The 25120-nt window shown below is 54.2% G+C and carries 30 protein-coding genes and 1 pseudogene; 18 read left to right on the plus strand and 13 right to left on the minus strand.

Annotated features, from left to right (window positions below; genetic code table 11):
• Nucleotides 1–239: 239 nt before the first annotated feature.
• From J4859_RS17570 to J4859_RS05390, 3 genes are all read right to left on the minus strand, one after another.
• Nucleotides 240–635 carry a transposase gene (locus tag J4859_RS17570; RefSeq protein ID WP_212335148.1) on the minus strand — a complete coding sequence of 132 codons (396 nt, stop codon included), beginning with the start codon at nt 633–635 and terminating at the stop codon, nt 240–242.
• Complete coding sequence (locus J4859_RS05385) at nt 636–1118, minus strand: hypothetical protein (protein WP_212333853.1); 483 nt, start codon at nt 1116–1118, stop codon at nt 636–638.
• A gap of 102 nt (nt 1119–1220) precedes the next feature.
• On the minus strand, nt 1221–1394 hold the full coding sequence (locus J4859_RS05390) for a hypothetical protein (RefSeq protein WP_212333856.1): 174 nt from the start codon (nt 1392–1394) through the stop codon (nt 1221–1223).
• Nucleotides 1395–1641: 247 nt separating this feature from the next.
• On the opposite strand from J4859_RS05390, the gene J4859_RS05395 reads away from it, so the two are divergent.
• From J4859_RS05395 to J4859_RS05415, 6 genes and pseudogenes are all read left to right on the plus strand, one after another.
• On the plus strand, nt 1642–2028 hold the full coding sequence (locus J4859_RS05395) for a hypothetical protein (protein WP_212333859.1): 387 nt from the start codon (nt 1642–1644) through the stop codon (nt 2026–2028).
• A gap of 541 nt (nt 2029–2569) precedes the next feature.
• Nucleotides 2570–3148, plus strand: coding sequence for an RNA 2',3'-cyclic phosphodiesterase (gene thpR, locus J4859_RS05400; RefSeq protein ID WP_212333862.1), 579 nt, complete (start codon nt 2570–2572; stop codon nt 3146–3148).
• A 170-nt stretch (nt 3149–3318) separates the two neighbouring features.
• Nucleotides 3319–3384 (plus strand): annotated as a pseudogene (locus tag J4859_RS17575) (zinc-ribbon domain-containing protein); the annotation flags it as partial.
• A 30-nt stretch (nt 3385–3414) separates the two neighbouring features.
• Nucleotides 3415–5049, plus strand: coding sequence for a hypothetical protein (locus J4859_RS05405; protein ID WP_249113764.1), 1635 nt, complete (start codon nt 3415–3417; stop codon nt 5047–5049).
• A gap of 115 nt (nt 5050–5164) precedes the next feature.
• Complete coding sequence (locus J4859_RS05410; RefSeq protein ID WP_212333868.1) at nt 5165–6319, plus strand: glycerate kinase; 1155 nt, start codon at nt 5165–5167, stop codon at nt 6317–6319.
• Nucleotides 6320–7181: 862 nt separating this feature from the next.
• Nucleotides 7182–7457 (plus strand): hypothetical protein, encoded by a 276-nt coding sequence (locus J4859_RS05415; RefSeq protein WP_212333870.1) that lies wholly within the window; start codon nt 7182–7184, stop codon nt 7455–7457.
• Nucleotides 7458–7868: 411 nt separating this feature from the next.
• On the opposite strand, the gene J4859_RS05420 is transcribed toward J4859_RS05415, so the two are convergent.
• Nucleotides 7869–8096, minus strand: a complete 228-nt coding sequence (locus tag J4859_RS05420; RefSeq protein WP_212333873.1) for a hypothetical protein — start codon at nt 8094–8096, stop codon at nt 7869–7871.
• 906 nt (nt 8097–9002) lie between these two features.
• Here J4859_RS05420 and J4859_RS05425 point away from each other — a divergent pair.
• Nucleotides 9003–9200 (plus strand): hypothetical protein, encoded by a 198-nt coding sequence (locus J4859_RS05425; protein WP_212333875.1) that lies wholly within the window; start codon nt 9003–9005, stop codon nt 9198–9200.
• 103 nt (nt 9201–9303) lie between these two features.
• Nucleotides 9304–11445, plus strand: a complete 2142-nt coding sequence (locus tag J4859_RS05430) for a VWA domain-containing protein (protein ID WP_212333891.1) — start codon at nt 9304–9306, stop codon at nt 11443–11445.
• 70 nt (nt 11446–11515) lie between these two features.
• Here J4859_RS05430 and J4859_RS05435 read toward each other — a convergent pair whose 3' ends face one another.
• Nucleotides 11516–11677, minus strand: coding sequence for a hypothetical protein (locus J4859_RS05435; RefSeq protein WP_212333894.1), 162 nt, complete (start codon nt 11675–11677; stop codon nt 11516–11518).
• A gap of 83 nt (nt 11678–11760) precedes the next feature.
• Between J4859_RS05435 and lepB the strand changes: the two genes are divergently transcribed.
• From lepB to J4859_RS05465, 6 genes are all read left to right on the plus strand, one after another.
• Nucleotides 11761–12321 carry a signal peptidase I gene (gene lepB, locus J4859_RS05440; RefSeq protein ID WP_212333896.1) on the plus strand — a complete coding sequence of 187 codons (561 nt, stop codon included), beginning with the start codon at nt 11761–11763 and terminating at the stop codon, nt 12319–12321.
• Nucleotides 12322–12348: 27 nt separating this feature from the next.
• Nucleotides 12349–13431 carry a Spy0128 family protein gene (locus tag J4859_RS05445; protein WP_212333899.1) on the plus strand — a complete coding sequence of 361 codons (1083 nt, stop codon included), beginning with the start codon at nt 12349–12351 and terminating at the stop codon, nt 13429–13431.
• 6 nt (nt 13432–13437) lie between these two features.
• Nucleotides 13438–14220 (plus strand): class B sortase, encoded by a 783-nt coding sequence (locus J4859_RS05450; RefSeq protein ID WP_212333901.1) that lies wholly within the window; start codon nt 13438–13440, stop codon nt 14218–14220.
• A 41-nt stretch (nt 14221–14261) separates the two neighbouring features.
• Nucleotides 14262–14996 (plus strand): Spy0128 family protein, encoded by a 735-nt coding sequence (locus J4859_RS05455; protein ID WP_212333904.1) that lies wholly within the window; start codon nt 14262–14264, stop codon nt 14994–14996.
• 91 nt (nt 14997–15087) lie between these two features.
• Nucleotides 15088–15522: a helix-turn-helix domain-containing protein gene (locus J4859_RS05460; protein ID WP_212333907.1), complete on the plus strand. Its 435-nt coding sequence runs from the start codon at nt 15088–15090 to the stop codon at nt 15520–15522.
• 83 nt (nt 15523–15605) lie between these two features.
• Nucleotides 15606–16451, plus strand: a complete 846-nt coding sequence (locus J4859_RS05465) for an IS3 family transposase (protein WP_212333910.1) — start codon at nt 15606–15608, stop codon at nt 16449–16451.
• A 167-nt stretch (nt 16452–16618) separates the two neighbouring features.
• On the opposite strand, the gene J4859_RS05470 is transcribed toward J4859_RS05465, so the two are convergent.
• The 5 genes from J4859_RS05470 to J4859_RS05490 all read right to left on the minus strand — a co-directional run bounded on the left by J4859_RS05470 (nt 16619) and on the right by J4859_RS05490 (nt 18820).
• Complete coding sequence (locus tag J4859_RS05470; RefSeq protein ID WP_212333913.1) at nt 16619–16930, minus strand: GTPase; 312 nt, start codon at nt 16928–16930, stop codon at nt 16619–16621.
• 308 nt (nt 16931–17238) lie between these two features.
• Nucleotides 17239–17565: a hypothetical protein gene (locus J4859_RS05475; RefSeq protein WP_212333916.1), complete on the minus strand. Its 327-nt coding sequence runs from the start codon at nt 17563–17565 to the stop codon at nt 17239–17241.
• Between the two features lie 496 nt (nt 17566–18061).
• Nucleotides 18062–18307 (minus strand): GTPase, encoded by a 246-nt coding sequence (locus J4859_RS05480; RefSeq protein WP_212333918.1) that lies wholly within the window; start codon nt 18305–18307, stop codon nt 18062–18064.
• Nucleotides 18308–18310: 3 nt separating this feature from the next.
• Complete coding sequence (locus tag J4859_RS05485) at nt 18311–18520, minus strand: ATP-binding domain-containing protein (RefSeq protein WP_249113765.1); 210 nt, start codon at nt 18518–18520, stop codon at nt 18311–18313.
• Between the two features lie 24 nt (nt 18521–18544).
• The gene (locus tag J4859_RS05490) at nt 18545–18820 is read right to left on the minus strand and encodes a hypothetical protein (RefSeq protein ID WP_212335474.1); all 276 of its coding nucleotides are present in this window, start codon (nt 18818–18820) and stop codon (nt 18545–18547) included.
• Between J4859_RS05490 and J4859_RS17580 the strand changes: the two genes are divergently transcribed.
• Both J4859_RS17580 and J4859_RS05500 read left to right on the plus strand, forming a co-directional pair.
• The gene (locus tag J4859_RS17580; RefSeq protein ID WP_371812228.1) at nt 18785–18904 is read left to right on the plus strand and encodes an IS3 family transposase; all 120 of its coding nucleotides are present in this window, start codon (nt 18785–18787) and stop codon (nt 18902–18904) included. The genes J4859_RS05490 and J4859_RS17580 overlap by 36 nt on opposite strands.
• A 419-nt stretch (nt 18905–19323) precedes the next feature.
• Nucleotides 19324–19839 (plus strand): hypothetical protein, encoded by a 516-nt coding sequence (locus J4859_RS05500; protein WP_212333926.1) that lies wholly within the window; start codon nt 19324–19326, stop codon nt 19837–19839.
• A gap of 1007 nt (nt 19840–20846) precedes the next feature.
• Here J4859_RS05500 and J4859_RS05505 read toward each other — a convergent pair.
• Complete coding sequence (locus J4859_RS05505; RefSeq protein WP_212333929.1) at nt 20847–21140, minus strand: hypothetical protein; 294 nt, start codon at nt 21138–21140, stop codon at nt 20847–20849.
• A 103-nt stretch (nt 21141–21243) separates the two neighbouring features.
• Nucleotides 21244–21600, minus strand: a complete 357-nt coding sequence (locus J4859_RS05510; protein WP_212330606.1) for a helix-turn-helix domain-containing protein — start codon at nt 21598–21600, stop codon at nt 21244–21246.
• 251 nt (nt 21601–21851) lie between these two features.
• Between J4859_RS05510 and J4859_RS05515 the strand changes: the two genes are divergently transcribed.
• Together J4859_RS05515 and J4859_RS17585 are read left to right on the plus strand one after the other, a co-directional pair.
• Entirely contained in the window at nt 21852–22004 is a 153-nt protein-coding gene (locus tag J4859_RS05515; protein ID WP_212333931.1) for a hypothetical protein, read from the plus strand.
• Nucleotides 22005–22030: 26 nt separating this feature from the next.
• Nucleotides 22031–22165, plus strand: coding sequence for a transposase (locus J4859_RS17585; RefSeq protein WP_371812229.1), 135 nt, complete (start codon nt 22031–22033; stop codon nt 22163–22165).
• Nucleotides 22166–22233: 68 nt separating this feature from the next.
• Here the strand turns inward: J4859_RS17585 and J4859_RS05525 are convergent, their stop codons facing one another.
• Nucleotides 22234–25101 carry a hypothetical protein gene (locus J4859_RS05525; RefSeq protein ID WP_212333937.1) on the minus strand — a complete coding sequence of 956 codons (2868 nt, stop codon included), beginning with the start codon at nt 25099–25101 and terminating at the stop codon, nt 22234–22236.
• Between the last annotated feature and the right edge of the window lie 19 nt (nt 25102–25120).

The raw sequence follows: 25120 nt of genomic DNA on the forward strand, positions 1-25120 counted from the left end.
AATGCACCACATGCGATTATGCGCTGAACGGGCGCCGGACAGCAGGCAAAGGGGCATGTCCATGCTCTAATGAGCGCATAACGCTGTAACGTCTTCCCTGTCGGGACTGCATCCTCAGGAATACCTGTTATTTAAAGTCAAGGGGTAAACCCAAGATTTTCGATAGGAACCTTGAGAAGTGAATATGGGATAAAGAGCAGACATACTGACGCGCGCCCCGCTGGGAGCACAAGCGCGATTCAGATGTAGAAAAGGCTACTTGCCGCCCTCCTGAAGATGTTCGGGTTGATGGTGCCCAGGGGCGCTGCTCCTTCATGAGGGCTAGACACACGCCCATGAGCTTGCAAGCAACACCTGCGAGGGCTAGGCAGTGGTGCTTTTTTTGTCTTCGCCTTCCCTGTTGGCGTAGTAGTCGCCGAAGTTATGGGTCGTATCTGCGCACACAGTCTGTAGCCTGCATGAGGGCCCACCTGAGATCTGCCGCAGCGCGCTTGGACATGGCTTTTACCCGATGCCACACTCTTACCGGACTTACTTTTGGTAGGGTCCATGCCAACATAGGCCATGAGCTGGTAGGCACCATCGAAGCGCTTATCGTCTCCAATCTCGCCTGCGATAATTAAGGCCAGCGCGATTCAGATGCCAGGGACGCTGAGCAGCCACCTACCGCTTGCCTTGTCGAGCAAGCGGGTAAGTTCAAATTCCACCTCGTCGATCTGGCTGCAGACGAGCTCAGACTCCTTATGGAAGAGTCTGAGCTCGAAGGTGAGCGTCTTTGAACCGAAGCCGACTGCAACCGACGCTTTCGTGGCGGCCTTCAGCTCCTCGGCCTTCTTTTGGCCGCAGTTGGAGCAGAAAGCTTCCTTCAGTGTGCACTCGAGCGTGCACCTGTCGCTTAAGTGTGTCTGCTGCGGCGTGGCACATTGTTCGAGCAGCGTCCGCTTGGCGGGCCTAAACGAGCCGCTGAACAGGCCATCGAGGATGGCTGTGGTGCGGTTTTTGAGCATAGTCGAGCGCTTCGACGAGCGAGGTGCAGTAGCGCGCCAAGCGCGAGCAGCTCCCCGCTCGCTCAGTGCGCAGGGCTCATAGCGCTTGTAGCGCATAAGCTCTGCGATCATGGGCTGCGCCGATCGCATCGGTCTTGACCGTGCGCAGCGTCATAGCCATGAGCGGCCATGAAGTTAAACAGGACAACCCAGTAGTGCCCTGTGGCCTCAATACTAGACAGGCTGCCCTCTGGACCGATACCGGCCTTCTTCAGCCGATCGAGCAGCTTTTTGAAGCCTGCCGGCGGTGTTGGCAAATCTGAGTGACTCGATGAGGGTCCCTCCATCCTCACCCACGGCTGACAGCACATAGAAGCGCTTAGCGATGTCTATGCCGATGTAGACCATGCAGCTACCTCCTACCTCTTACTTGACTGAGGGGCTAAGGTTTTCCTCTGGTCTTTGCAGGCGCAACCTCATGGGACATCCATCGCCTAACGACATCTTGCCTAATTCGCGTCCAGCTGCGGGCCAAAGGCACCAGCTTCTGCTCGAGCCAAACTCCAGCAGAACATGCCAAGTGCCCTGCGTCCCATGCACGCCCTTTATCCCATACTCGCGTCTACAGGAAAAGAGCGCGGCCACTGCGCGAGAAGTGGCAGAAAGAATATATGAGGAGGATGCGCTGACGAAGGGCCTTGCCACAGCCGGCAGGAATCCGGGTGCAGGCGCTACAGAGCGCAGGGGGATATCCTCGACTTCCTTGAATCCCTTCAGAGAAACACGTTATATGCTGGACGCCGGATGGTCAAACTTCCCCGCCTGCTGTCCGGCACCCGTTCAGCACATAATCGCATGCGACGCATTAGAAGGCTTCTTCGGCACGCCCAAGGGCGGCTTCTTTTCCGGCATGGACTGGACGGACAGCATGTTCGAGGAGTTCAAGAGCTGTCTTGACAGCTACATCGAGTGGTATCGTTTGGCTAAGCTCAAGCGTGACTTGTGGGTGGAGGACGCTCAGGGAGCACAGGAGGGACCTTAGCTGCGCATATGCAGCCTAGATCCGGAAAAATGTCCGAGATCCCCTATGGGTATTGGGGAGAGCGCCTGCGCTGGCCCGCCACATTGACCTTATCGTCGGTCTGCCATCATAAGAATATTCAAAGGCTGTGTGGTCGTTTGCAAGGAAGTATGGCACTCCCCTTATCGTCTGCCTCTTTGGGGAAATCAGAGCGGATGGGAAGTTCATCCAAAAGGCAACTGAAGCGGAGGCTGCCCTCGGAACCTTCGTGTGGTGGTGCGCAGAGAATTAGCTTGAGGATCTAAAAGAGTCTATCAATTTTACTGAGCGTGGTTATGCGATCGACCATTGGCGCTCAATGCAGCATCTGTTGATCTTTTGCCGTCCGTCAAAATGACAGGTCATTGTGTATGAGCTGAGCTTTTGTGGTAACGGAGGATAATAGAGCCAGCTCAGAAGAATCTGGGTTGAAGGGAAGCTAGAAGGATAGTTGTCATGGTCACTGAAAAGATCAGCGGCAAGGCATACTTGTAATATTCTATAGCGAGGGAGGGTGACTCACATGGATGAACCCGTACCGAAGCGTCGACTCTTTATCGCGTTGCGTTTTCCTGAGACGACACGGCAGACCTTAGTTAAGGCGGAAGATACCGTCGTAGCTTTTGCGGACAAAGCCCGTCCGATGCTTCCACAGAATCTGCATCTGACGCTTGCCTTCTTGGGGATGCAGGATGAGCAGGGATATAACCGGGCATGTGAGGCGCTCAAAGCGACGGCCGCGCAGTGCCACACCGTGAAGAGTACGCTGGGAGAACCTGGTGTCTTTCCCTGTCACCATCAACTGATCGTCTGGGAAGGCCTTGAGAAGAACGAGAATCTGAAACATCTGCAGAGTCACCTTACCGAGGAACTCACCCAGCGTGGATTTGTGTTGGAACAGCGGCCCTTTGTGCCACACATCACTCTCGCTCGGAGTGTCAGACTGAAGAAGGATCAGAGCGTCGAGGAGCTGAAACAGCGGATTTCAGCAGTGCTAAAGCCTGATCAAAGTACGCACACGCACCTGTACTTGATGCTTTCCCATCGGGTTGACAACGTGCTCACGTATACACCGTTAGTCTCAGAACCGCTGCTTGATTAAGAGTAAGTAAAAGTTCGTGTACTTTTTTGTAGCTCGGCGGCAAAAACGTTTGAGCAGGTTTTGAGCGTGTAGAATATGGGAAGGCAGATAGGCGCACCATCGAAATATATAAGTGTGGTGTATTCTACAACAGATACATACTGGGCAGAGAGGATTGGAGGAGCGACCACATGCTTTGTCCGCATTGCGGTGCCTCAATTCCTGACGATTCAAAGTTTTGTCCTTCCTGTGGAGCACGCATAGAGCGAAATCCCTTGCCTCAAACGATGGGTCAGTCAGAGGAAGGACAGGCTCAGACGCCTGACGATACAAAACCGAAAGAGGACGCTGAAGCGGTACCCGAGGAGCCTTCACAGATCGATGAGGTGAAGGCGGAAGATACTCCTCAGGATGCTGGAGAGAACGAGCCAGCTGATACCGAGCCGGCAGAGGACAACGCAGAGCCTGGAACCAGCGCTGCGGATTCCTCAACTCCCGAGCCAGCGGAATCCGATAATGCAGAGGCTTCACCGGAAGAGCCTGCAGCAGAACCGGGGGCAGAGCCTGTACCTCAAGCTGAGAAGCAGGGGCAGCCGGCGTCTGAAGATACTGGTGAGAACATAGAAAACGTAGATGAGAAAGATGAAGGTGCCGAGGAGGCATCGGAGCCAAAGCATGTGCATATGTCAGACGGCTCTCAGTCGCCCCGCCTGCGTGCCCTTACGCACCGTCGTCCCCGTACCCCGAGCTCCGCGCAGGTCCCTTCCCCCAACGATCAGCCGATGACGGCAGATCAGTTGGGTCACAATGCAGCAGGGACACCTGAGGCGATGGAGCATACGGTGGTGCGCCCGCCGCTTCCCTATAACGGAGTAGGGCAACAGCCGGTTCCGACCGTCAACCCCTCGTTGGCCCATGGCGCTACGCCGATTCTGCAGGTGCCGATTGAATCGCACCAGTCGATCGACAAACGTTACGCCCGCCGGCACAAGCATCGTGAAGGCAGCGGAAAGCATGCCCAAAGGACGTACACTACGGCAGTCTCCCGTGCTGACTATGAAGCCAACATGAACGAAGTGGGCTACAAACAGCAGGAACGGGATGTAGAGCACAACGTTGCGCGCCGTCCTGCCATGATCAATCGGGATGCGGCCAACCGTCCAATCAGTGCTGCTCCGGAGAACTCAACGCTCGACGAGCACGCACGGCTTGCGGAGGGCGCGGTCCACGAAGGCGAGCCCGGTGCCGGATATTACGACGACGTTGACCGCTACGGCCAAGCCCGTACCCATCTCTATCAGTACCGCAACCGTATTATCGCAATTATCTGCATTGTGGCGGTCGTTGCGATCGGTGTCAGCGTCTATGTTTATCAGAATATGAATGGGGCTTCCCAGACAGAGGAACAGACCCAAGAGCAGGATGCGACATCCCAGGATAATGCCGCAAGCACTGATGATACGACCGATCAGCAAGAAACCGATCAGCCGGCTTCGACCGACGACGTGACCTACGACACGAACACCGGAGCGCTCTCCATCGCAAACTATGGTTTCAGCGCAACCTTGCCGACCGGTATGACCTCTGAGGTCAATTCAGACAAGACGGGATTGACCATGACAGACCCGACCACCTCGATGCAGATTGACGCTTGGGTGAGACCCAATACCGATGGATCGACGCTGGAGGGGTTGTTTGATCAGGCGCAGGTCGGGCACCAGATCACCTATACCTATATCTCGACGCTCAATAACTGGTTCGTGGTCAGTTACTGGCAGGGGGATACCGGATACTACATCCGTGAGTATGTGAACAATAGTCGGTTGATGGCAATTGAGTTCACCTGGCCGAGAAGTCAAGCGAATGCCGGTACGCAGATCATCAATACGGTTACTGACTCGATGAGCATGATGCAGCAATAGAGATGCTGACATAGGGCGCATAAGGTCCCATCTCTCAGTGTTGTTGAGGGGTGGGGCTTTCTGTATCTATACTGGCATAAAGAAACTCTTGTTACACAAGACAGGTGGATGGGCAATGAGGAACTATACGGTCTTGCTTGCTTCGGATTCCTTCAAAGGCTCTGCGATGAGCCGTGAGGTGGAAGACTACCTCGAAGAGGGAATCCGCCGGGTTGTGCCCCAAGCCCATATTCTCAAATACCTGATTGCCGATGGGGGAGAAGGGACGTTGGAAGCCCTGCTCACCGCCTGTAAGGGGACACGCTATACCGAGAAGGTGCACGGACCGCTGGGCGATTCCGTTCAGGCTCCCTATGCGCTTCTGGGTGACGGGAAGACTGCGGTGATCGAGATGGCGCAGGCTTCGGGAATAACTCTGATGCCTAAATCGAATGAGAATGCGCTTAAAGCTTCTACCTATGGTACCGGTGAGCTGATCGAAGCAGCACTTGAACAGGGGGCAAGAAAGTTCCTTATTGGACTTGGCGGCAGCGCGACAAGTGACGGCGGATGGGGAATGGCACAAGCCTTAGGCGTAAAGTTCCTCGATGCTGAAGGACAACCGATCCGGCCCGGTCTCAGAGGGCTTAAGGATCTGCGCCAGATTGATACTTCCGGATTAGATCCCCGTATCCGGGAAAGTGAGTTTACCGCACTCAGTGATGTCACCAATCCCCTCACTGGTTCGGAGGGAGCTGTCTTCGTGTACGGTCCACAGAAGGGGATTGCACCGGAAGAGCTGCATGAGGTAGACGTGTGGATGGCTTCGTATGCCCGCCTCATCGAACAGGAACTGACAGGCGTATCGACTGATGTTCCCGGTGCCGGTGCTGCGGGTGGCTTAGGCGCAGGCCTGCATGTATTTTGCGGCGCTCGTATCGTGTCCGGTATTGACACGATCCTTGACCTGATCGGCATCGAATCGAAGATGGATACTGTCGATCTTGTCGTCACCGGTGAAGGCCATATGGACAACCAATCAGTCAAAGGAAAAGCGCCGATCGGAGTAGCTAAGCGTGCAAAGAAGCATAACCTTCCCGTGATAGCTGTGGTGGGAGGTAGAGAAGATGACCTCTCTTCTGTCTACAGTGCGGGGATCGACTGTGTGCTCACGACGGTTGAAGGTCCCTGTACGTTGGAAGATTGCATGAAACGTGTGGCGATTGAGATCCCCAATGCTGGAGAGACCACAATGCGGGCCTTTCTATTGGGCCGCTCTCGTGCACAGTAGCCTGTTCTGAGGAGAGGCCTGGTATCTCAACTCTGGTGTGGCAGACGCTCAAAGAGACCTGAGCATGCAGTGTTTCACACCTCTGCCGAATTCCACCGTATGCCGTATGAAAAAACTCTTCGGTAGTTCATGTGGGTACCTATTCGGCATAACGCCAGCTACGGTACAGAAAGTATTCAGATATGGGAAGGGCGACTCCGCGAGGGGTTGCCAGCGCTTTTTTCCTCTAGGGAAACGATGATTAATTCGCCTCGATGAGGCCGCTGGGGCTGTACGCTGTATGACATCGGCTTAAAATGTCTCGAACCACACAGTGCCCATATCCACATAGATGCCTATCTGTCTTCTGGATATGGTATAGCTACATCCACACATTCCAGCATATCCAAAAGGCAGATATGGATAGCCTGATGAGCTTTTAGGACCTTACATCCTAAGGTCTGAAGAGAAAGATCAGGCGAGAGGCATTCCTGGAGCGGGTGGATACAATCGTTGTGTGGGATAGCTGGATTGTTCTGGTAGATACCAGCTACCACTGACAGGCTCCTGTCAGGCATGTGCGTGCTGCAAAGGCGAAGCTTAGGATGTATCTGCTGCAGGTAATGTTTGCTCTCTTAAGACGAGGGGACTTAAAGATGCTATCCTGGATTGTCGGTCCTATCAGCGCTTCTGTGCACGTAGACCTCATGTCTGAGCAGGTACCAGATGCGACGACACTTGCGAAATTCCGCCATAGCCTTAAAGCGAGAGGAGTTCGGCAAGGTTTGTGCTTCACGACCTAGATTCGACTTCACCAAAAGTATCTCGGACCGCAGAAAGGACTGCGCATGGAGCAGATTCTACGCTGGGCACTGAGGTGAAGATGGTCGTGACCGGGGCCCGCATGGGGGGATGTGGCATCGTGGTCTTCGCGAGGCCGTACAGTAAGGAGGCGCTGCGCTGCCCCGTATGTGGCAGGAGATGCGCCTGCCATGTCCATATAGAGCCGCGGCGCTGGCGCGTCATGGACCTCGGCAGGGCGAAATGCTGGATCGAATACCGCCCTGCGCGCATGAACTGCTCCGAGCATGGCGTGCATGCAAACGGGATCGAGGTTCACGTACGGCTTCGAGTAGACGAGCGATCCTGCCCTGACTGAGGTGGACCCTGAACTCTGCACAGATAGGCAGTGAGCCTTCCTGCATACTCTAAAGGGGTCAGCCAGCCCAGGCGTCCCTGTCTCCCGAGATTGTTGTGGTAGCTGACGTATTTGTCGACCCTTTCCATGATCTTCTCTGTCAGGAGATGGGCTGTCTCTCCCATCTGCTCCCAGAAGCTCTCGATGCAGGCACTGTCCCAGCAATGTCCGCCTCGATATCGACTGGCGGGCCCCAAGCTGCCTGAGCTTGTCGCTGTAGGCCCTTGCGGTATAGTGGACGCCCTGGTTTGAGTATGCCCAGATGTCGTCGGGAAGCTCGAACCTTTTGAATTGATCGGTATGTATCGAACACCAGCTTCTCCTCCATCGAGGTTAAGCACTTGTAGGCAAGAAGAACGATCGCTCTTACAGTTAAGGATGTCGGACATGTAGAGGGAGCTCTCGTCCCTGTATAGGAGGTAGGTGTTTGTCGGTAGAGGCGACCTTCAAGGGATCTTCGCTCCTGAAGTTTCTGTCCACGGCACTGGGTGCTACCTGGGGCTTGCTGTCCTGCCCGATCGGGTGGTAGGGCCTCCTGCGCTTCCTGCTCCACACGATGCTGAACTTGCCCATGATGCTCTGCACCTTCTTGCACCTCATCCTGACCTTTTGCTCGGAACAAGGCTGTCGGTGATCTGGCGCGAGCCCTTCCTGAAGCCATGGGCGGAGAAGGCCGCCTGCACCTGCTTTTTCGCTGTGAGGTCGCCATCCTCGCGCTCGGCCCGCTTCAGGGCTGTGACCACCCACTCGTAAGTAGCCGCGCCTCGAGACCTCGAGCGCCTTATAGGCTGCGCTCACGTTAAAGAACGGGTCCTGCTCGCCGGTGTGTCAAGAGCCTCTAAAGCCTTCACCTGCGCCTTAAAGGGCCTTCCTCTCGGCCTTCTCACGCGGCATGGAGGTCCTCTGCCTTGTCACGACGTCCTACTTCTTCTGCCTGATGGTCTTTACCTTGTCGCGGTGCCTGGCCTGGGGTGTATCCATCTTCGTGAGGGTGCCCTTCATGCTGGCTTTCTTCCAGCGCTAGATCGCCCACTCGATGCGCTTGTAGCTGGCAAGGAAGGTAGAGATCCCCACCTGACCTCTCACCTTCCCGCTAGTGTCTCATACACTCTTCCTTCGTGAACTTGCTATCGATCATATACAAAACCCCTATCTCCTTGAAAGCCCGTTGCCATGTGATCAAAAAATTTCTCCCTCAATATGCGAGATTTAGCTTGCGTTTTCGGGGGGGGGGGGGGGGGGGGGTAGACTCAGGGCATCTCAACAAGGAAATGTGCGTTCGCAATATACGCAAATAGGAACAGCAACTCGCTGAGTTTGGGCTGGCGGCATCTAGGCAGAAATGGGTCACCATGAGTAGTAGGCAGAAACAAACGAGACATCCTGTATGGTTCAGGTTCGTAGACGAGCTCTCTGCCGAATACAACGATTCCGCTGTCCATTATATTGACAGGGTTCACCGACGAAATCTTCGTTCTCGCAAGCGAGGAGGCTCCGAGGAAATGGATGCGCGCCTCGGACATCAAGGTGCTCTACAGGAAGGCAAGGCAGATCTTTTGGGCAAGGGTGCCGTCGGGGAAAATTCATCTGCACAGAGATATTTCTGCAGGCAGATGGCCTATTTCTGGCAGAAAAGCTGCGGAAAACGGGTTTAAAGGTTATCTGAAAGCATTGATTCATTCGGGTTCTTTTAATCCGCTTTGAGAAGTCATTCGGGCCAAAGTGGCTTTCAAGAAACAGTTTACTGTTAGAAGTAGTTCCAGTTCGGTCCACACACAGGCAATAACGAAAGCATATGAGGCTGCTCATGAAGAAGACGCTTGAATGGACACATCCAGCATTGCATCTCGTTCAGAAGGCACTTATGGCTGCTGTCGCCATCATCGTGGCAGTAGGTCTGTTCGTCTCGCCTGTGACAGCGTTTGCTGAGAATGCCTCAACGACAGACCTTACGGCTCCGACTCATGAGAAGACTGTCACGGATAATGGTGATGGTACCTATAAGATCACGCTCAGCGTGACCGGTAACTCTGTCCAGAGCTCAACGACTACACATGCTGATGTCATTGTTGTCATGGATCTCTCGCGTTCTATGAACTACGGTCAGTGGGGTGATTACTATACCAGACCGTCGCGCCTGTCAGTTGCGAAGAGTGCAGTTAACTCTCTTGCCGATGAACTGCTGTCGAACAATACCATCGATAATCCAGACGCCGTTCGTCTTTCGCTTGTCACCTTTAGCGATTATGCAACTGTGAATAAAGAATTTACTACCGATCTTGACGATTTCCAGGATACTGTTGATGGACTGAGCGCAACTGGCGGAACCAACTGGGAAGATGCCCTGACAGTTGCCAATAGCATGCAAACGCGTGATGCAAGCCATACTTACATCATCTTCGTCTCTGACGGCAATCCGACATTCAGAAATACTCTTGGTGGTTATACCGATTACCGCGAAGATCGTGAGAGTACCTCCGGCAGCCATACCTACTATGGATCGGGCAACTCTGACGACAATGGGAAGAACTACTACTATGCATCACAGGTAGCATCCTCGATTACTGACGCAGACAAGATTCTGTTCTCTGTTGGCGTTTTCGGCAACGTCTCGAGGATGCAGCAGCTTGCTTCTGATGCGGGACAGGCGGGCAACTACTACAGTGCAAGCGATCAGACTTCCCTGAATCAGGCCTTTCAGAATATCGCCAACACCATTACGACCAATATTTCCTATACGAACGTGAAGATTGAGGACACTCTTAACTCAACGTATGTGGATTACGCCCTGCCGACAAACGCATCGGTCCCCGAATTCACCTACAGCTACAAGAAGAATGGCGTTGACTATACGCCGACGTCTCCCATTCCTTCCGCATCTTTTACAGATGGCAAGGTGAGCTGGGATCTCGGGAGCATTGAGCTTGAGAAGGGTGTTACCTATGCCGTGAGCTTCAATGTAAAGCTGAACCAGAAGGCGTATGACGACGCAGCAAACGCTGAAGATATCTTCAAGGTCTATACGAATAGTACTGGCACGCTCTCATACAGAAAGATTACGAGGGTGACTGGTCAGGAACCAAAGTACTCCGATCAAGAGACCCTCGAGTATGACAACCCGCAGGTGACGGTTCCAGTCTCCAAGCTCACTGTCTCCAAGAGCTGGAAGAACAGCGATGGCACTGATGCTGATTCATCTCTTCTTCCAGATGCCCTTGTAGTTACCGTTAAGCAGACGAATGCTAAGGGTGAGACCAACTATACTTACAGAACTGTCACGCTGAATGCAGCGAACAATTGGACATCGACTGTCAATGTCTCTGCTGGTCCTGGTGGCAACACCTATAGCGTGACTGAGAATACGACTGATGCGTGGGCGCAGGGTCTTCCTAATGCAGTGAAGCTTACTGGTCTTACCGCACAGACTGGTACTCAGGCAATCACCAATATCTACAGGACGGGCACACTAACTCTCAAGAAGATGACTAAGGGTAATGCTGCTAACACAAGTGATTCGTTTAAGTTTGAGTTGAATTGTGCTGGCCTCGAGAACAAGACATTCACAAGCGAGGACAAGACTATTGCATTCGATGGAACTGGTAAAGCTGAAGTTGAACTGTCGAATGACGAGACTATCACGCTGACCAACGTTCCTGCTGACACGACCATTGTCATTACGGAGACATCCACTACTCCTAATGCTAAGACAACGACGACCGCGAAGGTCGGCGATACCACTACGACCTTTACCAGGGATGAACCCAAGACTGTCAATGCGACGGTTACAGATGGCGGGACCACTGATGTGGTCTACACGAACCAGGCTGAGATTGTTCCTGACACTGGTCTTGATATCTTCACTGCATCTCAAGGTGTGCTTCTCGGTGTAGCTGTAGCAGGTGCAGCAACGCTCGCAGCAGCGGCCATAAGGAAGAACCATGGCGAGTGAAAGGAGAAGTAGACGGCAAAGCACTGGGCGTCAGGGCCAGACAGCACAAGAGCCCCAAGATCCGCAGGAGCTATCCCTGGAGCTCATAGCGCAGAAGCTCGACCAGCTTACATGGCGGCACAGCCTCATGGGGGTGGACGAACGGGAAGTATGGCACGTAATAGGGAGGCTGGACGAGATGTACCGGCAGCTCTATCGCGAACAGGAAGTCCGCTACGAGGCTCTTCTCCAAGAAGCCAGACAGTAGCACCTGACGCCATCCCCCGCAGACGATACGAAACTTCTCGTAGCCAGATATCTGCAAAGGATTCGTGGTTGGAAGCTTTCCACTCAGAGCTCCTCCAAGCTCCGACGAAAGCTGCTATCGAGAAACGCAGAGGTCGCTTCGAGACGCAGAGGTCAGTAGCGGGTACCCTGCTCAAGCTCCTGATCTTCATTGGAGCGCTCTACTTGGTCTTCACCACAGCCTTCGGGCTCTTCCGTGTTGTAGGAAATGCAATGCGGCCGACGGCGGGGGATGGGGATCTGGCACTGACGACGAGGATCTTCGACTCGCTCGAGACGAACGATCTGGTGGTGTACGAGCACGGAGGAGCCCTTCAGCTCGGACGTGTGGTTGCACAGCCAGGAGATACCGTCGAGATTGACGATGACGGAGATTTACTAGTCAATGGCAACCTGCAGGCTTCGGTCACGCAAGGAACCACGGTGAAAGGTTCGGGTTCCTTCAAATACCCGATCGCCCTAAGGGATGGACAATACTTCATCCTCAACGACGACAGAAGTTCTACCCAAGACTCGAGAGAGCTTGGTCCGGTTGGGCTTAACGAGGTCAGGGGAAAGCTCATAGCGCTCCTCAGGCTCCGTGAGATATAGGTAAATTCTTAGAGGAAGGGATCCATCATGAAGTTCAGCTCGAAGAAGTTTGGGAGCATCGCTACTGCTGCGGTGCTCGCAGGAACCATGGCATTTATGCCAGCAACTGCGTTTGCAACAACCGTAACGTCTACCAACAACCTCGTCAGTAAGACGTGGGTTGCAGCTTCCAATGCCCAGCTCAACGATGCCGAGAAGTTTACCTTCGATCTCACCTTCGATAGTGCGAAGACACAGCAGCAGGGCACCAACACCCTGACCGATTTCTCTGACTTCGGTACCAAGAAAGTTGACGTCACCACAACTTGGAAGAAAGATGCTAATGGCAAAACCTCTGCAACTGCTAATCTCTCAGCAGCTGATCTCTTTGGTACGACTGATTTCACGACCCCGGGAACCTATGTATTCCATCTGAAGGAGGAGAAAGGCTCTAACCCCAATATCACTTATAGTGATGTTGAGTATGACATCTACGTGACTGTCGCCTGGCCCGATGACTATCCAACCAGCAAGACGCCGGTTATCAAGAGCATTAAGGTTCATGACAAGGACAACAACAAGACCGAAACCGCATCCTTCACCAATTCTGCTGCCGCAAACGACAACCTGACCGTCTCCAAGAACGTCTCCGGTTCTGCAGCCAACATCGCAGATACCTTCAGCTATACCCTCGATGTCAAAGGTGCTACTGGACAATACACTGTCAAGAAGTCGGATGGTACTTCTGACACGCTTACTGCTGGAACGACATATACCTTCACTCTGCAGGATGGTCAGCATATCGTCGTGAACAACCTCCCTGACGGCGCTACCTATACCGTCACGGAGACGGATACAAAGTCCTATGACAGCACTGATGTCACGGACGAGGATGATACGACGGCAGATAACGTCACCTTGGCAGATGTGAAGGGAGGCAACGCCCCGATCGGCAAGGGTACCATCAGCAAGGGTGGTGACGCTGTTGCCTTCAAGAACAAGAAGGGCTTCGCTTCCGATACCGGCATTACGATGAACACCCTCCCGTTCATTGCGGTCGCTATGGTTGCTGTCGCTGGCGGTGTAGCCCTCGTTATCTCCCGTCGTCGTCATGCCGGCGAGGACTTCTAAAGATTGATGCGTGCGGTAGCAGACACCTTCGGATGCTATGGAAGGTACGGGCACCAGACAGCTGGTGCCCGTGCTGCCCGTATCTTTGACCATGTCGTTACGTGGGTGATGGTCATCGTCCTGCTCCTGATTGGGGGCCTTGCAGGATATTCCCTTTGGGATTCCTATCAGGTGGTAGAAGGTACCGATCTCACGCAGTATCGTCCAGGGGGCTATGGTTTCGGCGAGCTTCTCGCGATGAATCCCGATGTAGTTGCCTGGCTCACGGTAGACAACACGGGCATCGACTATCCGGTGGTCCAGGGATCGGATGATTTCGAGTACCTCGACAAGGATGCGACGGGAGCAAGCTCTGCGTCAGGATCTCTCTTCCTAGACTCTGCCTGTGACCGGAACTTCACCGAACCCTATGAGGTCATCATGGGACACCACATGGTATCCCACAAGATGTTCGGAGATCTCGACCTCTTTCTGGATCATAGCTTCTTCGATTCGAACAAGTCGGCCAAGCTCTATCTGCCACACGAGACGCTCGAGCTTGAAGTGGATGCGGTGCTTACGGAGAATGCCTACGATCAGGTCATCTTCGGGACGCCTGCAGAAACAGGACAGGTGGCGGAGGTAGTCCAGAAGGCTGAGAGTTCGGCTGTGCACTACCGACAAGGCAGTCTCTCTTCGGAAGTTCAGATCATCTCTCTTTCGACCTGCTCTTCCAATGCGACGGATGCGAGGACTATCGTGCTCTGCAAGGTGGTCGACCGGTACGACGAGGACAATGCAGGAGACTAGCGATTCTGTGCTTGCTCATCTGCAGGCATGAGTCATACAGGATGCCGGAACTCAAAGTGCCCGGCTACAACAGAGAAGGACACAAGGATATGATCAGGCAGAGCAAAGTTGGATCGTTCCGCACGAAAGGTGTTCGCGGATTCAGCTTGTTCGTGGCAGCTCTGGGTCTCATCTGCGCCGTTATCGCTGACACGGCTGTCCCTGCATTCGCTTACGACAAGGCTGAAGCCGATATCCCTGTCGAGGTCACACTCTCCGGAGACAAGGCCGAGTCTGTTCCTGGCTTCACTGTCACGGCAAAGCCTCAGAACGATGCAAGTTACAAGGCACTGGCCGAAGGCACGCTCTTCTTCAATGGAGCAGGCAAAGCCTCTTTCGCTGTGACGGCTTCTGAGCCAGTCGAGTACTCCTACAAGGTCACCCAGACCGTAGGAAACGCCGAGAACTGGACCTATGACTCCCGCATTTACCAGGTGACGGTGCAGTTTTGGAATGATAACTCCGAGAAGCTGACGCCCAAGGTCTTCGTCTACGAGATTGATACCTCCGGCAAAAAGGTCGGTAAGGCTGAGCTCTGCTCCTTCGATAACAGCTACACTGCCCCTGCCGCGCCTGAGCCTCCTGCAAAGCAGAAGCCTGAGCAGAGGAAGGAGATGAACCCGGATATGTCCGATACCGCCTCCATCGCGACGATCCAGGCACTCTCTGCTCTGGGTATTGCCTTCATCGGCATTGCCGTCTGCATGCGCTTCGGGAAGTGCAGGAACGACAAGTAGTCTCTCGTATAGCTGATAGACAAAAGGAAGGCTCTCCCGGGATAATGAACTGCCTCCCATTTCCTGGACATAGGAAATGGGAGGCATATTCATGCATACCGATCTGAGGGTCAAGCACGACATCGAGGCAAGGAAGAAGGCGGCAGAGCTCTTCGGGAAAGGACGTGGATACAAGAGCGTGGCGAAGGAGCTCTCCATGTCGCGCAGCACCGTGAGAAAATGGCAGCAGATATGGAAGGCGTTCGGAAGCGAGGCGCTGCTGTCGATGGACGGGAAGCCGGCAAGGTATACATACGGACAGAAGGTCGTGGCCGCGAAGGCCGTCGTCGAGGATGGCATGTCCAAGGGCGATGCGATGGCTAGGTATGGCATCATGTCGCTGGCCCCGCTCGACAGGTGGTGCAGGGCATACCGCAAGGGCGGCGCCGAGGCGCTGAGGCCGAAGCCCAAGGGACGCCCGAAGGGATCGGGGGCCGCAGCGAGGCCGCTCACGCGCGAGCAGCAGCTCGAGCGCAGGGTTCAGTAGCTCGAGGCCGAGGTGGCGTACCTAAAAAAACTGCGGTCCTTGGCCGGAAGGGGAAGGATCTGACCAGGGCGAAGGCAGAGGCCGTGCATGCGCTCGCGCAGGAGGGCTACAGGCTCGACGACCTGCTGGCGGCAGCGGGCCTCGCGAGGTCGACGTACCACTATGCGCTCTCCCATCCCGCCAGACCCACCAGGCCAAAGCTCTGGAAGCGCGTGACGGAGATATTCTCGCGCTGCCCCAACGGATGCGGCCACAGGGAGATAGCCATGTGCCTGCGCAGCGAGGACGGAGCGCGCATAGCCGACAAGACGGTGCTCAAGATCATGCACGAGATGGGGATATCCTGCGGCATCAGGCGCGAGACCGACTACCACAGATACAACTCGTACAAGGGGGTCGTGGGCAGCACCTTCGAGAACCTGCTGGGACGCGACTTCGCGGCCGAAGGGTCATGGGAGAAGATGGGGACAGACGTGACGGAATTCAGGTGCTCGTTCGGCAAGGCATACCTCGCGCCGCTCTACGACTTCTCGAGCAGGGAGATCGTCGCATGGTCCATATCGGAGCACCCCGACATGGCGCAGCAGATGGACATGCTCTGCATGCTCATAGAGAAGCTCCCCGCATGGAAGCATCCGCTGCTCCACAGCGACATGGGATGGCAGTACCAGCATGAGGCCTATTGTTCCAAGCTCGAGGGGGCAGGGATCGTGCAGAGCATGTCCAGGAAGGGCAACTGCCTCGACAATGCCTGCACCGAGGGCCTCTTCGGCCATATGAAGGACGAGTTCTTCCGCGGGAATGACTGGGACACGTTCGGGGTGTTCAAGGCAGACCTTGAGGCATATATAATCTTCTGGAACACCCGCAGGCGCCAGAAGGCGCTTGGCGGCCTGACCCCGGAGGAATTCCGGAACCAGGCCGTCTAGGTTCAGTCTCTATTAGGGCGTCCAGGATTTGGGGCACAGTTCAATAACCGGGAGAGCCTCCTTGCTTAGCTTTGGGTGTTTGCTTTAGCAGGCCTGTTCGATGAAGTGCTTCAGGGTATAGATGCCCAAGCCTATCTGTGTTGAGGTGATGATGCAGACTATCTCGTTTACACCGAATTCCTCAGCTGGACCTGCTGTTTCTGGTGGGCACGCTTGTCTGTCTTCGTGAGGGCAATGATGAAGGGAAGGCCAGCCCCTTTCAGGTAGTCGATCATCTGGAGATCGAGTGCCTGGGCATCGTGCCTGATGTCCACAAGTGCAATCACAAGATTGTGGCTGCGTTCGCTCGTGAAGTAAGCATCGATTAAATCAGCCCAACGCTGCTTCTCTGTCTGGGAACGCTGCGCAAAGCCATAGCCGGGAAGACCCACGAAGTAGATGTCGTCAGCCTCGGCAAGGACGCCCCTATGGTGTGTCAAGAGTCATCTCACGGCTCTTGCATATTTCGGATAGGAGCATCGAGTATCTGTCCTAAAGCTCGCAGTGTTTCCTCGCTTCGCGCTCGATCTCGCTGATCCTGATGGGCTCGGTGTTAAAGCCTTAAAGCAGCATCCCTGTGGGTGAGGTGTGCCGACAGCCGTTTCGACTTTAAGGCCCTCTTCGCACTCGTGCTTTTTGGCACCCGGGTTCAAAAGAGCACGGAAGACCTGTCTAGCTATGTATCTCTTCAAACATCTTGTGATCTCGCGCTTCGATGTGCCTTTAGCTATCCTTTTGAAGACGTAGGTCAGCCTCCGTTTGTCGTAGCGCATGCAGCTGAGCGCGATGGTATACAGCGCCCGGAAAGCCTGTCGGTTGAGTCGGTATCTGACAGGCTTGCCGCTCGATGGGTGCCGCTGCGCGCAGCGCTGTAAATGCCGAGGGCAGCGGGCCGCAGCCCCCTTACCTTTAGCAGGGCAGGCGCATTGTCCTGCACAAGCTCCACTGTGAGTGCCTCCAGCTTGTCTGCCTTGTTCTTCGCAAGCGCCTGGAGCATAAGTAGCGAGTCGACAACCAGCTCAGCACCCTTTGGCCTCTTCCTGGCAAGCGACCTCATCATTTCGGAAGTTCCCATCCTGCCGTACTTCGAGCGGATCTCCTCCGGAGCCGCTGCACCTCTTGTCTCGCTTGGGCCGCAGGACCTCCATGACAGCGACACTGCACGATTCCGCATCCCCGAATCGCCTCTACGAGCGATTCGTATCCGGCCCTGTCTGCCGGATACTCTCCGCTGAAGGCCACTTCTGCCCATGGCATCCAACACACACAGTACATGGTTGTCCTTGTGTGTGTCGACGCTAGTGCAGAGCGTCCCGGAACCAGACATGCAAGGCCTCCATCCGTCATGGGGCATCTTATCGGCAGGCCAGACACAACACTGACAGAAGCGCTAGAAGCAGGAGAGTCCGGCCTGCTGGCAGTGCCCATGCTCCTGTGAAGTCATGACAGGCCTTCGGGATGCCCACGGCAGGGCGCGACAGGGCAGCTGCAGGCCGGCCTGCACGACGGCGGTTGGTGTATGGGCCAGCGTCCTGTTACAAGCCAATGTTCCCAAGGCGTATGCCCTACAGCTAACTCTGCAGGAAATCCCCTGTCGAATCAACTGTGGTGTCATTATCAGTGTTGGTGTAAGCGGTCTTGCCGGGCTTGCTTGAGACCTTGATAAGAGACTTCCTGTTGAAGAGCCTGTTGATGAGGGAAGATTTGCCGACATTGGAGTGGCCGACGAAGGAGGCCTCGGGAGCCTTCGGCTGCGGCAGCTGCTCGACCGTGCCATACGAGGCAAGGTAGTGGACTTGTTCATAGCGAATTCCCATGGATCAGACCTCCTGTATCTGGGTAGCGAGGGGAGCAAGAAGCTCGGTGATGGTTCCCTGGCCGACGACCGTGACCTTGTGCATGACGCGGGAGATAGCGGTATAGAGGCAACATCTCACAAGCAGCGTTGCAGGATAGACCTCTGTCTGTGCGTCGGGGACGATGACCGTATCGAATTCCAGCCCCTTGGCGAGAGAGATCGAGGACGACAACACCCCTCAGAGGCAGGATATTGTCTACCCCATGACGCGGGACGATTTCCTAAGTTGCGTTCCGAGCCAGTGAGCACGGGCAGACGTATCGCAGACAAGCGCCGTGAGACCATCTGTATCGTGCGCTTCGTCCGCGGGCTCCTTGAGCTTTGCGAGAGAACCTTCGGTATCCTTTTCCTTCCTTGAAAATCTGTACCTTCGCGCTAGACCGAGGTAGCGCAGATATTCCGCAAGCGCAAGTGAGACGGCATCATCTTGGGCAAATTGGAGGGTCGTATCGATCGCTACATCGTCAGACACAACACGGTCAGGCGCAAGCGCTCGCTCAAAGGCGTGAGCCCGATGGAGTTCAGGAAGGCTTTGGGCTTGGCCCTGGCAGCTTAGGATTATCGATGGAAATGGTACGGAAAATCGTTATCACCCTCTGAAGGCCAATTTCAACAGGCATTAACATATATTGCAAGGGAGGAAAGAAAGGAATATATTTATTTTTTAACAAGCCTGAGTCCACAAGATGTTCCTGATGAATTATTTGGACAAGTTGCTACTCTTTTAGTTCATAGGCTGACGCATAAAAATGAATTTGACGTAATACAGAATCATCTGAGCGTTGGCTCTTTAAAACAGGTGCCTAAATTAAATAGAGGGAAAGCGATTCTTACCAGTATAAATCTACTGAGAGAATTACAATTGAGCATCACAAAATACAACAGAGCTTATGATAGTTTAGCTTTTAAACTTTAAAAAATAAATGGCTATATCTCTCAGCGCCCTGGTTGATAATATTTATACGAGGAGATACTGTGAGCAAGAAGAAGAGAGAATATATTACGATCCAACAGACTAAAGGGCAGGCTCGGCTGTTTCCTACAGTGGTTGTGCAGATAGTCATTGCATCCATCAGTATCATCTATTTCATTATGACTCTCTTGGCGTTGAATAACCCTGATGTACAGAGTGCTGTGGTTAATGCTGGAGCCGCTGAAGCTATGGGAATACAGCCTGAACAGGCGATAACGTATTTGAGGATCATGCTGGTGGTCGAGCTTATCGTTAACATTGCTGCCCTAATCTCAGGCTTCATGGGGATCACGATCATCTCGGATGCCCGCTCGATCAATACCTTCTGGAACATGACGGTCTTTACGTTGGTAATGACGAGCATCGGACTAATCATCGCAGGTATCATCGGCAGCATGCTGACCAGCACGGTCGTCTTCGTGACCAGTTTACTGATGGTGATCTTTACACGCCAGGCGCGCAAAGAGATTGATGAGGTGCTTGCGACAAAGCTGCACCACAAGAAGGGACATCGCTAATATAGAACGCAATAATTCAGAGGGGGGGAACATGCCAGACGGTGTGCTCCCTCATTTCATAGAGGGAAGTGTACCAGTAGGGTTACACCTGATGTGGTGAGTGATAGCAGAGATGCGGGGTAGCGATGCGAGCAGTGGCAGGCGTCCCAAGTGGGATGCCTGCCGCTTTGAAGGAGGGGATGAGTTGGTGGTTAGAGATCGTGACGTGTGGTGCGCAGCGCTCCAGTCACTACTCTTCTTGCCATCCCGTAAGCCAAGAGCGGATACCCGCCGTAGTGAATATTGTGCCTCGAATTCCCCTACCAACTGCAACGTCTGAAAGTGAAAGACGTCCCAGGGTGTCTTGTTAGCGAGGCATCTATTCGGTCTTAGGTTGATAGCATTCGTATAGAGCTGTCTGACTTCAGATAAGGTGGCATCAGGAAAGCTTGTACACTTTGGGAGGTACTCTTAGATAGGGCCATAGCTGTCTTTCAATGCTCACTTTTTGTCACAGGTGATAAGGCAGACAGAAGAGAAACTCAGCTTTCAGTGTCTGTGTGACATCTCTGTGCTGTGCAGATCTCTTTGTCTCTCTTTGGTGTGCTGGTCTTGACAGGACAACCAGATACAGCAAGCTTTCCTGTCTTAGCTACAGCTTGTGCTGTATGTGTCTGTGCAAAAGGTAGCGCTTAGGTATCTTGTGCTTCCTGCTGACAAGTGTGAGGCCCCTTATCTTTCTCACAGCGCTATCTGCCTTCTCAGTCTTTGATCCGGCAGATTGTCAAGCTGAGTGCAACATCTTCCTAAAGACCTCGTTGGCTGTCCTGTATTTCAGGACCTTCCTCGCCCTGTCACAGATTAGCTCCACTACATGCTGCACCTCCTCGTTTGTGACCTTACCGAAGTCGCTGCTCTTAGGGGAAGAACTTGCGCAGGAGCCCGTTGGTGTTCTTAACTGTCGGCTTCTGCCATAGATGGTGGGGGTCGCAGAGATGGTGGGGGTCGCAGAAGTAGAACTGCACGCCTCAAAGGGCATCTGTGACATCTGCATGCCCTGCGAACTGCTTGCCCCACTTAGGCGTGAGCGTCTTAAGGGGACGTCCCTGCAGCAGCCCGACCTCGGCCTTAGAGACGCTCCCGCTGTCGTGGTGGCATCTCTTTGCGAGAAGCAGCCTCACTGCCCTGTCGGCAAGCACGAGCAGGCACACGGGTCCCGCTGCCACGAGCGTGTCGTCTGCCCAGTCTCCGAGGTAAGACCTCTCATCGGCCTGCTTTGGCCTCTCATCCATGGTGTGCGAGATCCTGATCTTGCCCCTCATCTTAGGCCTCTTGCTGCGATCCTCTTCCCCTTCCTGCGCAGGTGGTGCCGTACCTGGCCTTCGGGGCCGGTTTCCGGCAGCTCGAGGGCGGCGGCTAAGGACCTCACGGTAGAATAGTCGGCAGGCTCAACGACGCCGCTGCCGCCACCCTCGAGCCTGAGATGTCGTCTATCTCCTCCAGGGACCAGTGTCTGTCCATGATGAGTAAGCGCACCTTCTGTGCGAGCGCAGGGTCTGAAAGCCGCCTTTTCGCCCTGCATCTCCTGCGGCGCTCATCCGCCCTCCTTTGGGCAGTACATGCCCTAAAGTGTCCGTGGTGGCCGTTCCTCTTGAGCTTGTGGCAGACGCTGGAGCTGTCCCTGCCGATCTCTGCCGCGATATAGGCAATTGACCTTCCCTCTGCATGCAGCGTGGCTATGCAGTCCCTCTCCTGAGGGCTAAGATGTGTGTAGTGGCACATTCCTTCTAGCTTTCGACGCTGACTAGCCAACCAACATCGTAGCCTTCCGGAGTGTGCCACGCTTGCATTCAGCGGGTCATCCTGTTGCACTTAGAATGCTAATCCGCCGCCTTACTTGCACTCACTGACATCTCATGGCTTAAAGCTACAGGTGGTGTTGGGTGGGCATCTGGACAAAGGATACTTGCCTCCAGCTGCTGGCGCCCAGCTGTCCACCAAAAGATTACAGCTCACTTCTCAGGGAGGCACAGATGGCAGAGGCGATACAGGATGTCTATGGCTGCCCTGACAGAAAATCTACAGCCAAAGCCCCAGACCGGCTCTGCTCGTGGATGATGCACTCTGCCGTGGCTAAGATCAAGAGGGTGGCAGGTACCCTTAGGAAGAGCGTGAGGGGATCTTGAACTGGTGGGAGAGGAGTTTGACCAATTTGTTTCTCGAAGGGCTGAACTCGATCGTCCAGTCAGCAAAAAGCGCTGCCAGGGGCTTCAGGAACGTCGCCTACTTTAAGACAAGGATCTTTCTCAGACTGAGAAACTCAACTTCTCAGTCCAGAGACAGCTAGCCTGTGCTACCCACTAGGGACGTCGAAGAGCCGAAAAAGGGGGGAAGACAAAGTTATCGAAAAGTCTCTTAGTCATCCTGATTCTTGGAGAAGAGCGCTGCCAGACGATCGAGGAAGTCCTGGTTCTGGTCGTCGTTCTGATCAGAGCTATTGGAGTTCTTGTTGTCCTCAGGCTCTTCGATACCGTCGACAACGTAGACGAACTCAACCTCACGGACATTGGTGTTGGACGGGGCGACGAAGGAGTGCAGCTGGTAGTTGCGCCCCAGCTTATCGTCGATTGTATCCTGTACCTGATCCAAGACCTTCTGGTCTAAGCCGCTTACACGGTCACGTAGTTCGTTCAAGCCATCAGCAAGGGTGTGGGAGCCATCGTCTGCCTGAGCAGAACCGTCAGCAAGCTGGCCTAAGCCACTGTTGAGCTCTCCAGTACCGGCAGCAAGCTGGTCAGCACCGTCATTCAGTTGCGTAGCACCAGAGTAGAGCGTATCAACACCAGCTCTCAGTTCGTTAGCGCCACCTGCGGCGGTTGCAGTTGCTGCATGCAGGGTGTTGAGACCGTCGCTCAGCGAATGGCTACCAGACTGTAGCTGTGTAGCCCCGTTATCAAGCTGTGTTGCACCGGAACTCAGCGTATTGAGGCCTGCGCTCAGAGTATTCGCGCCCTGCGCGAGTTTTACTGATCCATCAAGAGCACTACCTGCTCCATCATCAAGCTTGGCACTGTTTTCAATCAGGGCATCGGCACCTTTTGTTAATTGATCGGCAAGATCCTTGATACCATTGTTAAGTCGTGAAGCCCCATTGGCGAGTTGTGCAATACTAGCCAATTTGTTCTCAGTAGGAAGTTGATTCTTGAGTCTATCTACATACTCTGAAGAACTCTGAGTGAGATCATTGGCAGCAGTTAATGCATCTTGAGACTTCTGTAAGACTGAGCCGATGCCGTTATCACCGTTAAGTGAATCGAGCGTATTCTGAAGTGCATCTGCATCGGCATTCAACTGTTGAGCAGTTTGCATCAGCTTCTGTGCTGATTGCAGAGATTGGCTAACTTGCTGCGCTGTTTGAGCGGAGGTTGTAGCTCTCTGTGCGGAGGAAGTAGCAGAGATTGCAGCAGCGGCTGCATGATCTTTGGCAGAGGTTGCAGCGTTGGTGGAATTTTTCAGAGAACCCTGTGTCGCTTTTACCTGAGCCTTTTGATCCTCAGTCAGGTTGTCTGCATTGAGAAGGCTGTTCAAGGAATCGGATACAGAAGTGTCAGATGCAGCAGCTGTGCCTGCTTCCTGTGCAGCTTGCGTAGCAGCCCCCGCCGCAGTACCTGCATCTTGCGCAGCGCCTGCAGAAGCATTTCCGATCGCAGCCAAAGCATCAGGCAATTGCGATACGCTGGAAACCTCCCTTTGAATCGTTTTCAGATCGGTTTTAACTGTATTCGCCTGATTTTGTGCGGTTATTGCGCCTGTTTTGAGCTGGTCTGAAGAGGTCTTGACGTCGTTTAATCTACCTTGGATGCCAGTCAGAGAGTTCTTTGCCGCGGTGATTTGATTATTAACTGCAGCTACCTGATCTTTTAAACCAGAAGCCATCCGATTGACCTGAGCAGCACCATCAGCAACTTGCTGAGAACCACGAGTAAGGGCATCGAGATCACCGTTCTGCGCCTTAAGCTGTTCTTTTAAGTCTTGTGCACCTTTGCTTAAGCGACCAGTACCACTCTTGAGTTGGCCTAAACCATTCTGAAGATCGCTAGAGCCCTGTGCTACGCCAATACCACCTGCTGCAGCATTTGCAGCTCCAGTTTTTGCAGCGTCAGTGCCTACCTTCAGCTGATCAGTGCCTGAAGCGAGGGTTGCGCTGCCGTCAGCAGCAGTACCTGTGCCGTCGTTGATCTGGTTGAGGCCGGAGGAGAGCTGGTTCGCACCGCTGGAGAGCCGTGCGGTGCCGCTGGCTGCGGCACTGGTGCCGGCTGCCAAGGTGTTTGCACCTGAGGCGAGGGTAGAGGAACCCGTGAAGGCAGAGCTTGCACCATTACTGATCTGATCGAGGGCATCTCTCAGAGCATTGCCGCCATCAGAGAGCTGGTTTGCGCCATCCTCGAGTTCGTTTGCGGCATCAGTGATGTCGCTGGTGTCGTAGTCATCGACATTGAGGTCGAGGTTGATCGGCATAGCTGCAATCTGCCAGCCGCTGTAGATGAAGCTCTTTGCATTGCCACGGATGTGCCAGTCACCGTTCTGTCCCGGAAGCAGGATGTAGGTGAGGATGGTGTTATTGCCGGCCTGGGTGATCGTTGCGTCGTTGGCCTCCTCGAGGGAGAAGTTCGCATTTGCGAAAGTACCCTGTGCCTGGAGCATGAAGCTCTTGGCGAAGTCGGCTTCCTTAGAGTCATCATCCAGCCCGTCGATCTTCAGGTCGATATCGAGCTCGCCGTCTTTGCCTGCCAGCTCATCCGGGTCGATCTGCTGACCGTCCAGGGTGTAGGCGATCGAAACTCTCCAGGGGAGAGTGGTGTTTTCGTTCAGATCGCCCTGATAGTAGGTCGGTTCTTTGGCGAGCGTCGTCAGATCAGTCCGATCGTCGGTATTGTTCAGTTGCTGGTTGGTGGACAGGTTCTCGACGCTCTCATAGGTGCCTGGGTCGGAGACGTCAGTTGCCTCATCGGTATCGAAGGTGTTGACGACGAAGATGCCGTCAGTGGCGCCGGCGGCGTCGTGCTTGGAGTAGACGACCTCAGTCTTCTTGGTGCTGTTGTTGTTTTGAGTATCTTGCGTATCTTGTGACTCAGAAGATTCGTCTGAGTTGTTGTCCTGATTGTTGTCCTCAGCGAGTGCTTGCACGGCCGCGGTAGGCCACGTGCTCATGACGAGGGCGGTACCCACAGCACCCACGGCGATACGTTTGCCGGCTGATACCGTTGCTGTCTGTTTTTTCATAGCCTAAAACTCCTAACTG

It is taken from the genome of Atopobium sp. oral taxon 416 (genome assembly GCF_018128285.1).
In the GTDB taxonomy this organism is placed as follows: Bacteria; Actinomycetota; Coriobacteriia; order Coriobacteriales; family Atopobiaceae; genus Olsenella_L.

Excerpts from the sequence above, each read along its gene's own strand:
- thpR (WP_212333862.1), top strand. The coding sequence starts at position 2,570 with ATGGATGAACCCGTACCGAAGCGTCGACTCTTTATCGCGTTGCGTTTT.
- J4859_RS05460 (WP_212333907.1), top strand. The coding sequence starts at position 15,088 with ATGCATACCGATCTGAGGGTCAAGCACGACATCGAGGCAAGGAAGAAG.
- J4859_RS05385 (WP_212333853.1), bottom strand. The coding sequence starts at position 1,118 with ATGATCGCAGAGCTTATGCGCTACAAGCGCTATGAGCCCTGCGCACTG.
- J4859_RS05480 (WP_212333918.1), bottom strand. The coding sequence starts at position 18,307 with ATGGGAATTCGCTATGAACAAGTCCACTACCTTGCCTCGTATGGCACG.
- J4859_RS05515 (WP_212333931.1), top strand. The coding sequence starts at position 21,852 with ATGGCAGAGGCGATACAGGATGTCTATGGCTGCCCTGACAGAAAATCT.
- J4859_RS05450 (WP_212333901.1), top strand. The coding sequence starts at position 13,438 with ATGCGTGCGGTAGCAGACACCTTCGGATGCTATGGAAGGTACGGGCAC.
- J4859_RS05510 (WP_212330606.1), bottom strand. The coding sequence starts at position 21,600 with ATGTGCCACTACACACATCTTAGCCCTCAGGAGAGGGACTGCATAGCC.
- J4859_RS05525 (WP_212333937.1), bottom strand. The coding sequence starts at position 25,101 with ATGAAAAAACAGACAGCAACGGTATCAGCCGGCAAACGTATCGCCGTG.
- J4859_RS05505 (WP_212333929.1), bottom strand. The coding sequence starts at position 21,140 with ATGAGGGGCAAGATCAGGATCTCGCACACCATGGATGAGAGGCCAAAG.
- J4859_RS05390 (WP_212333856.1), bottom strand. The coding sequence starts at position 1,394 with ATGGTCTACATCGGCATAGACATCGCTAAGCGCTTCTATGTGCTGTCA.
- J4859_RS05425 (WP_212333875.1), top strand. The coding sequence starts at position 9,003 with ATGCGCGCCTCGGACATCAAGGTGCTCTACAGGAAGGCAAGGCAGATC.
- J4859_RS05410 (WP_212333868.1), top strand. The coding sequence starts at position 5,165 with ATGAGGAACTATACGGTCTTGCTTGCTTCGGATTCCTTCAAAGGCTCT.
- J4859_RS05475 (WP_212333916.1), bottom strand. The coding sequence starts at position 17,565 with ATGGGAACTTCCGAAATGATGAGGTCGCTTGCCAGGAAGAGGCCAAAG.
- J4859_RS05405 (WP_249113764.1), top strand. The coding sequence starts at position 3,415 with ATGGGTCAGTCAGAGGAAGGACAGGCTCAGACGCCTGACGATACAAAA.
- J4859_RS05415 (WP_212333870.1), top strand. The coding sequence starts at position 7,182 with ATGGTCGTGACCGGGGCCCGCATGGGGGGATGTGGCATCGTGGTCTTC.
- J4859_RS05445 (WP_212333899.1), top strand. The coding sequence starts at position 12,349 with ATGAAGTTCAGCTCGAAGAAGTTTGGGAGCATCGCTACTGCTGCGGTG.
- J4859_RS05455 (WP_212333904.1), top strand. The coding sequence starts at position 14,262 with ATGCCGGAACTCAAAGTGCCCGGCTACAACAGAGAAGGACACAAGGAT.
- J4859_RS05420 (WP_212333873.1), bottom strand. The coding sequence starts at position 8,096 with ATGAGGTGCAAGAAGGTGCAGAGCATCATGGGCAAGTTCAGCATCGTG.
- J4859_RS05430 (WP_212333891.1), top strand. The coding sequence starts at position 9,304 with ATGAAGAAGACGCTTGAATGGACACATCCAGCATTGCATCTCGTTCAG.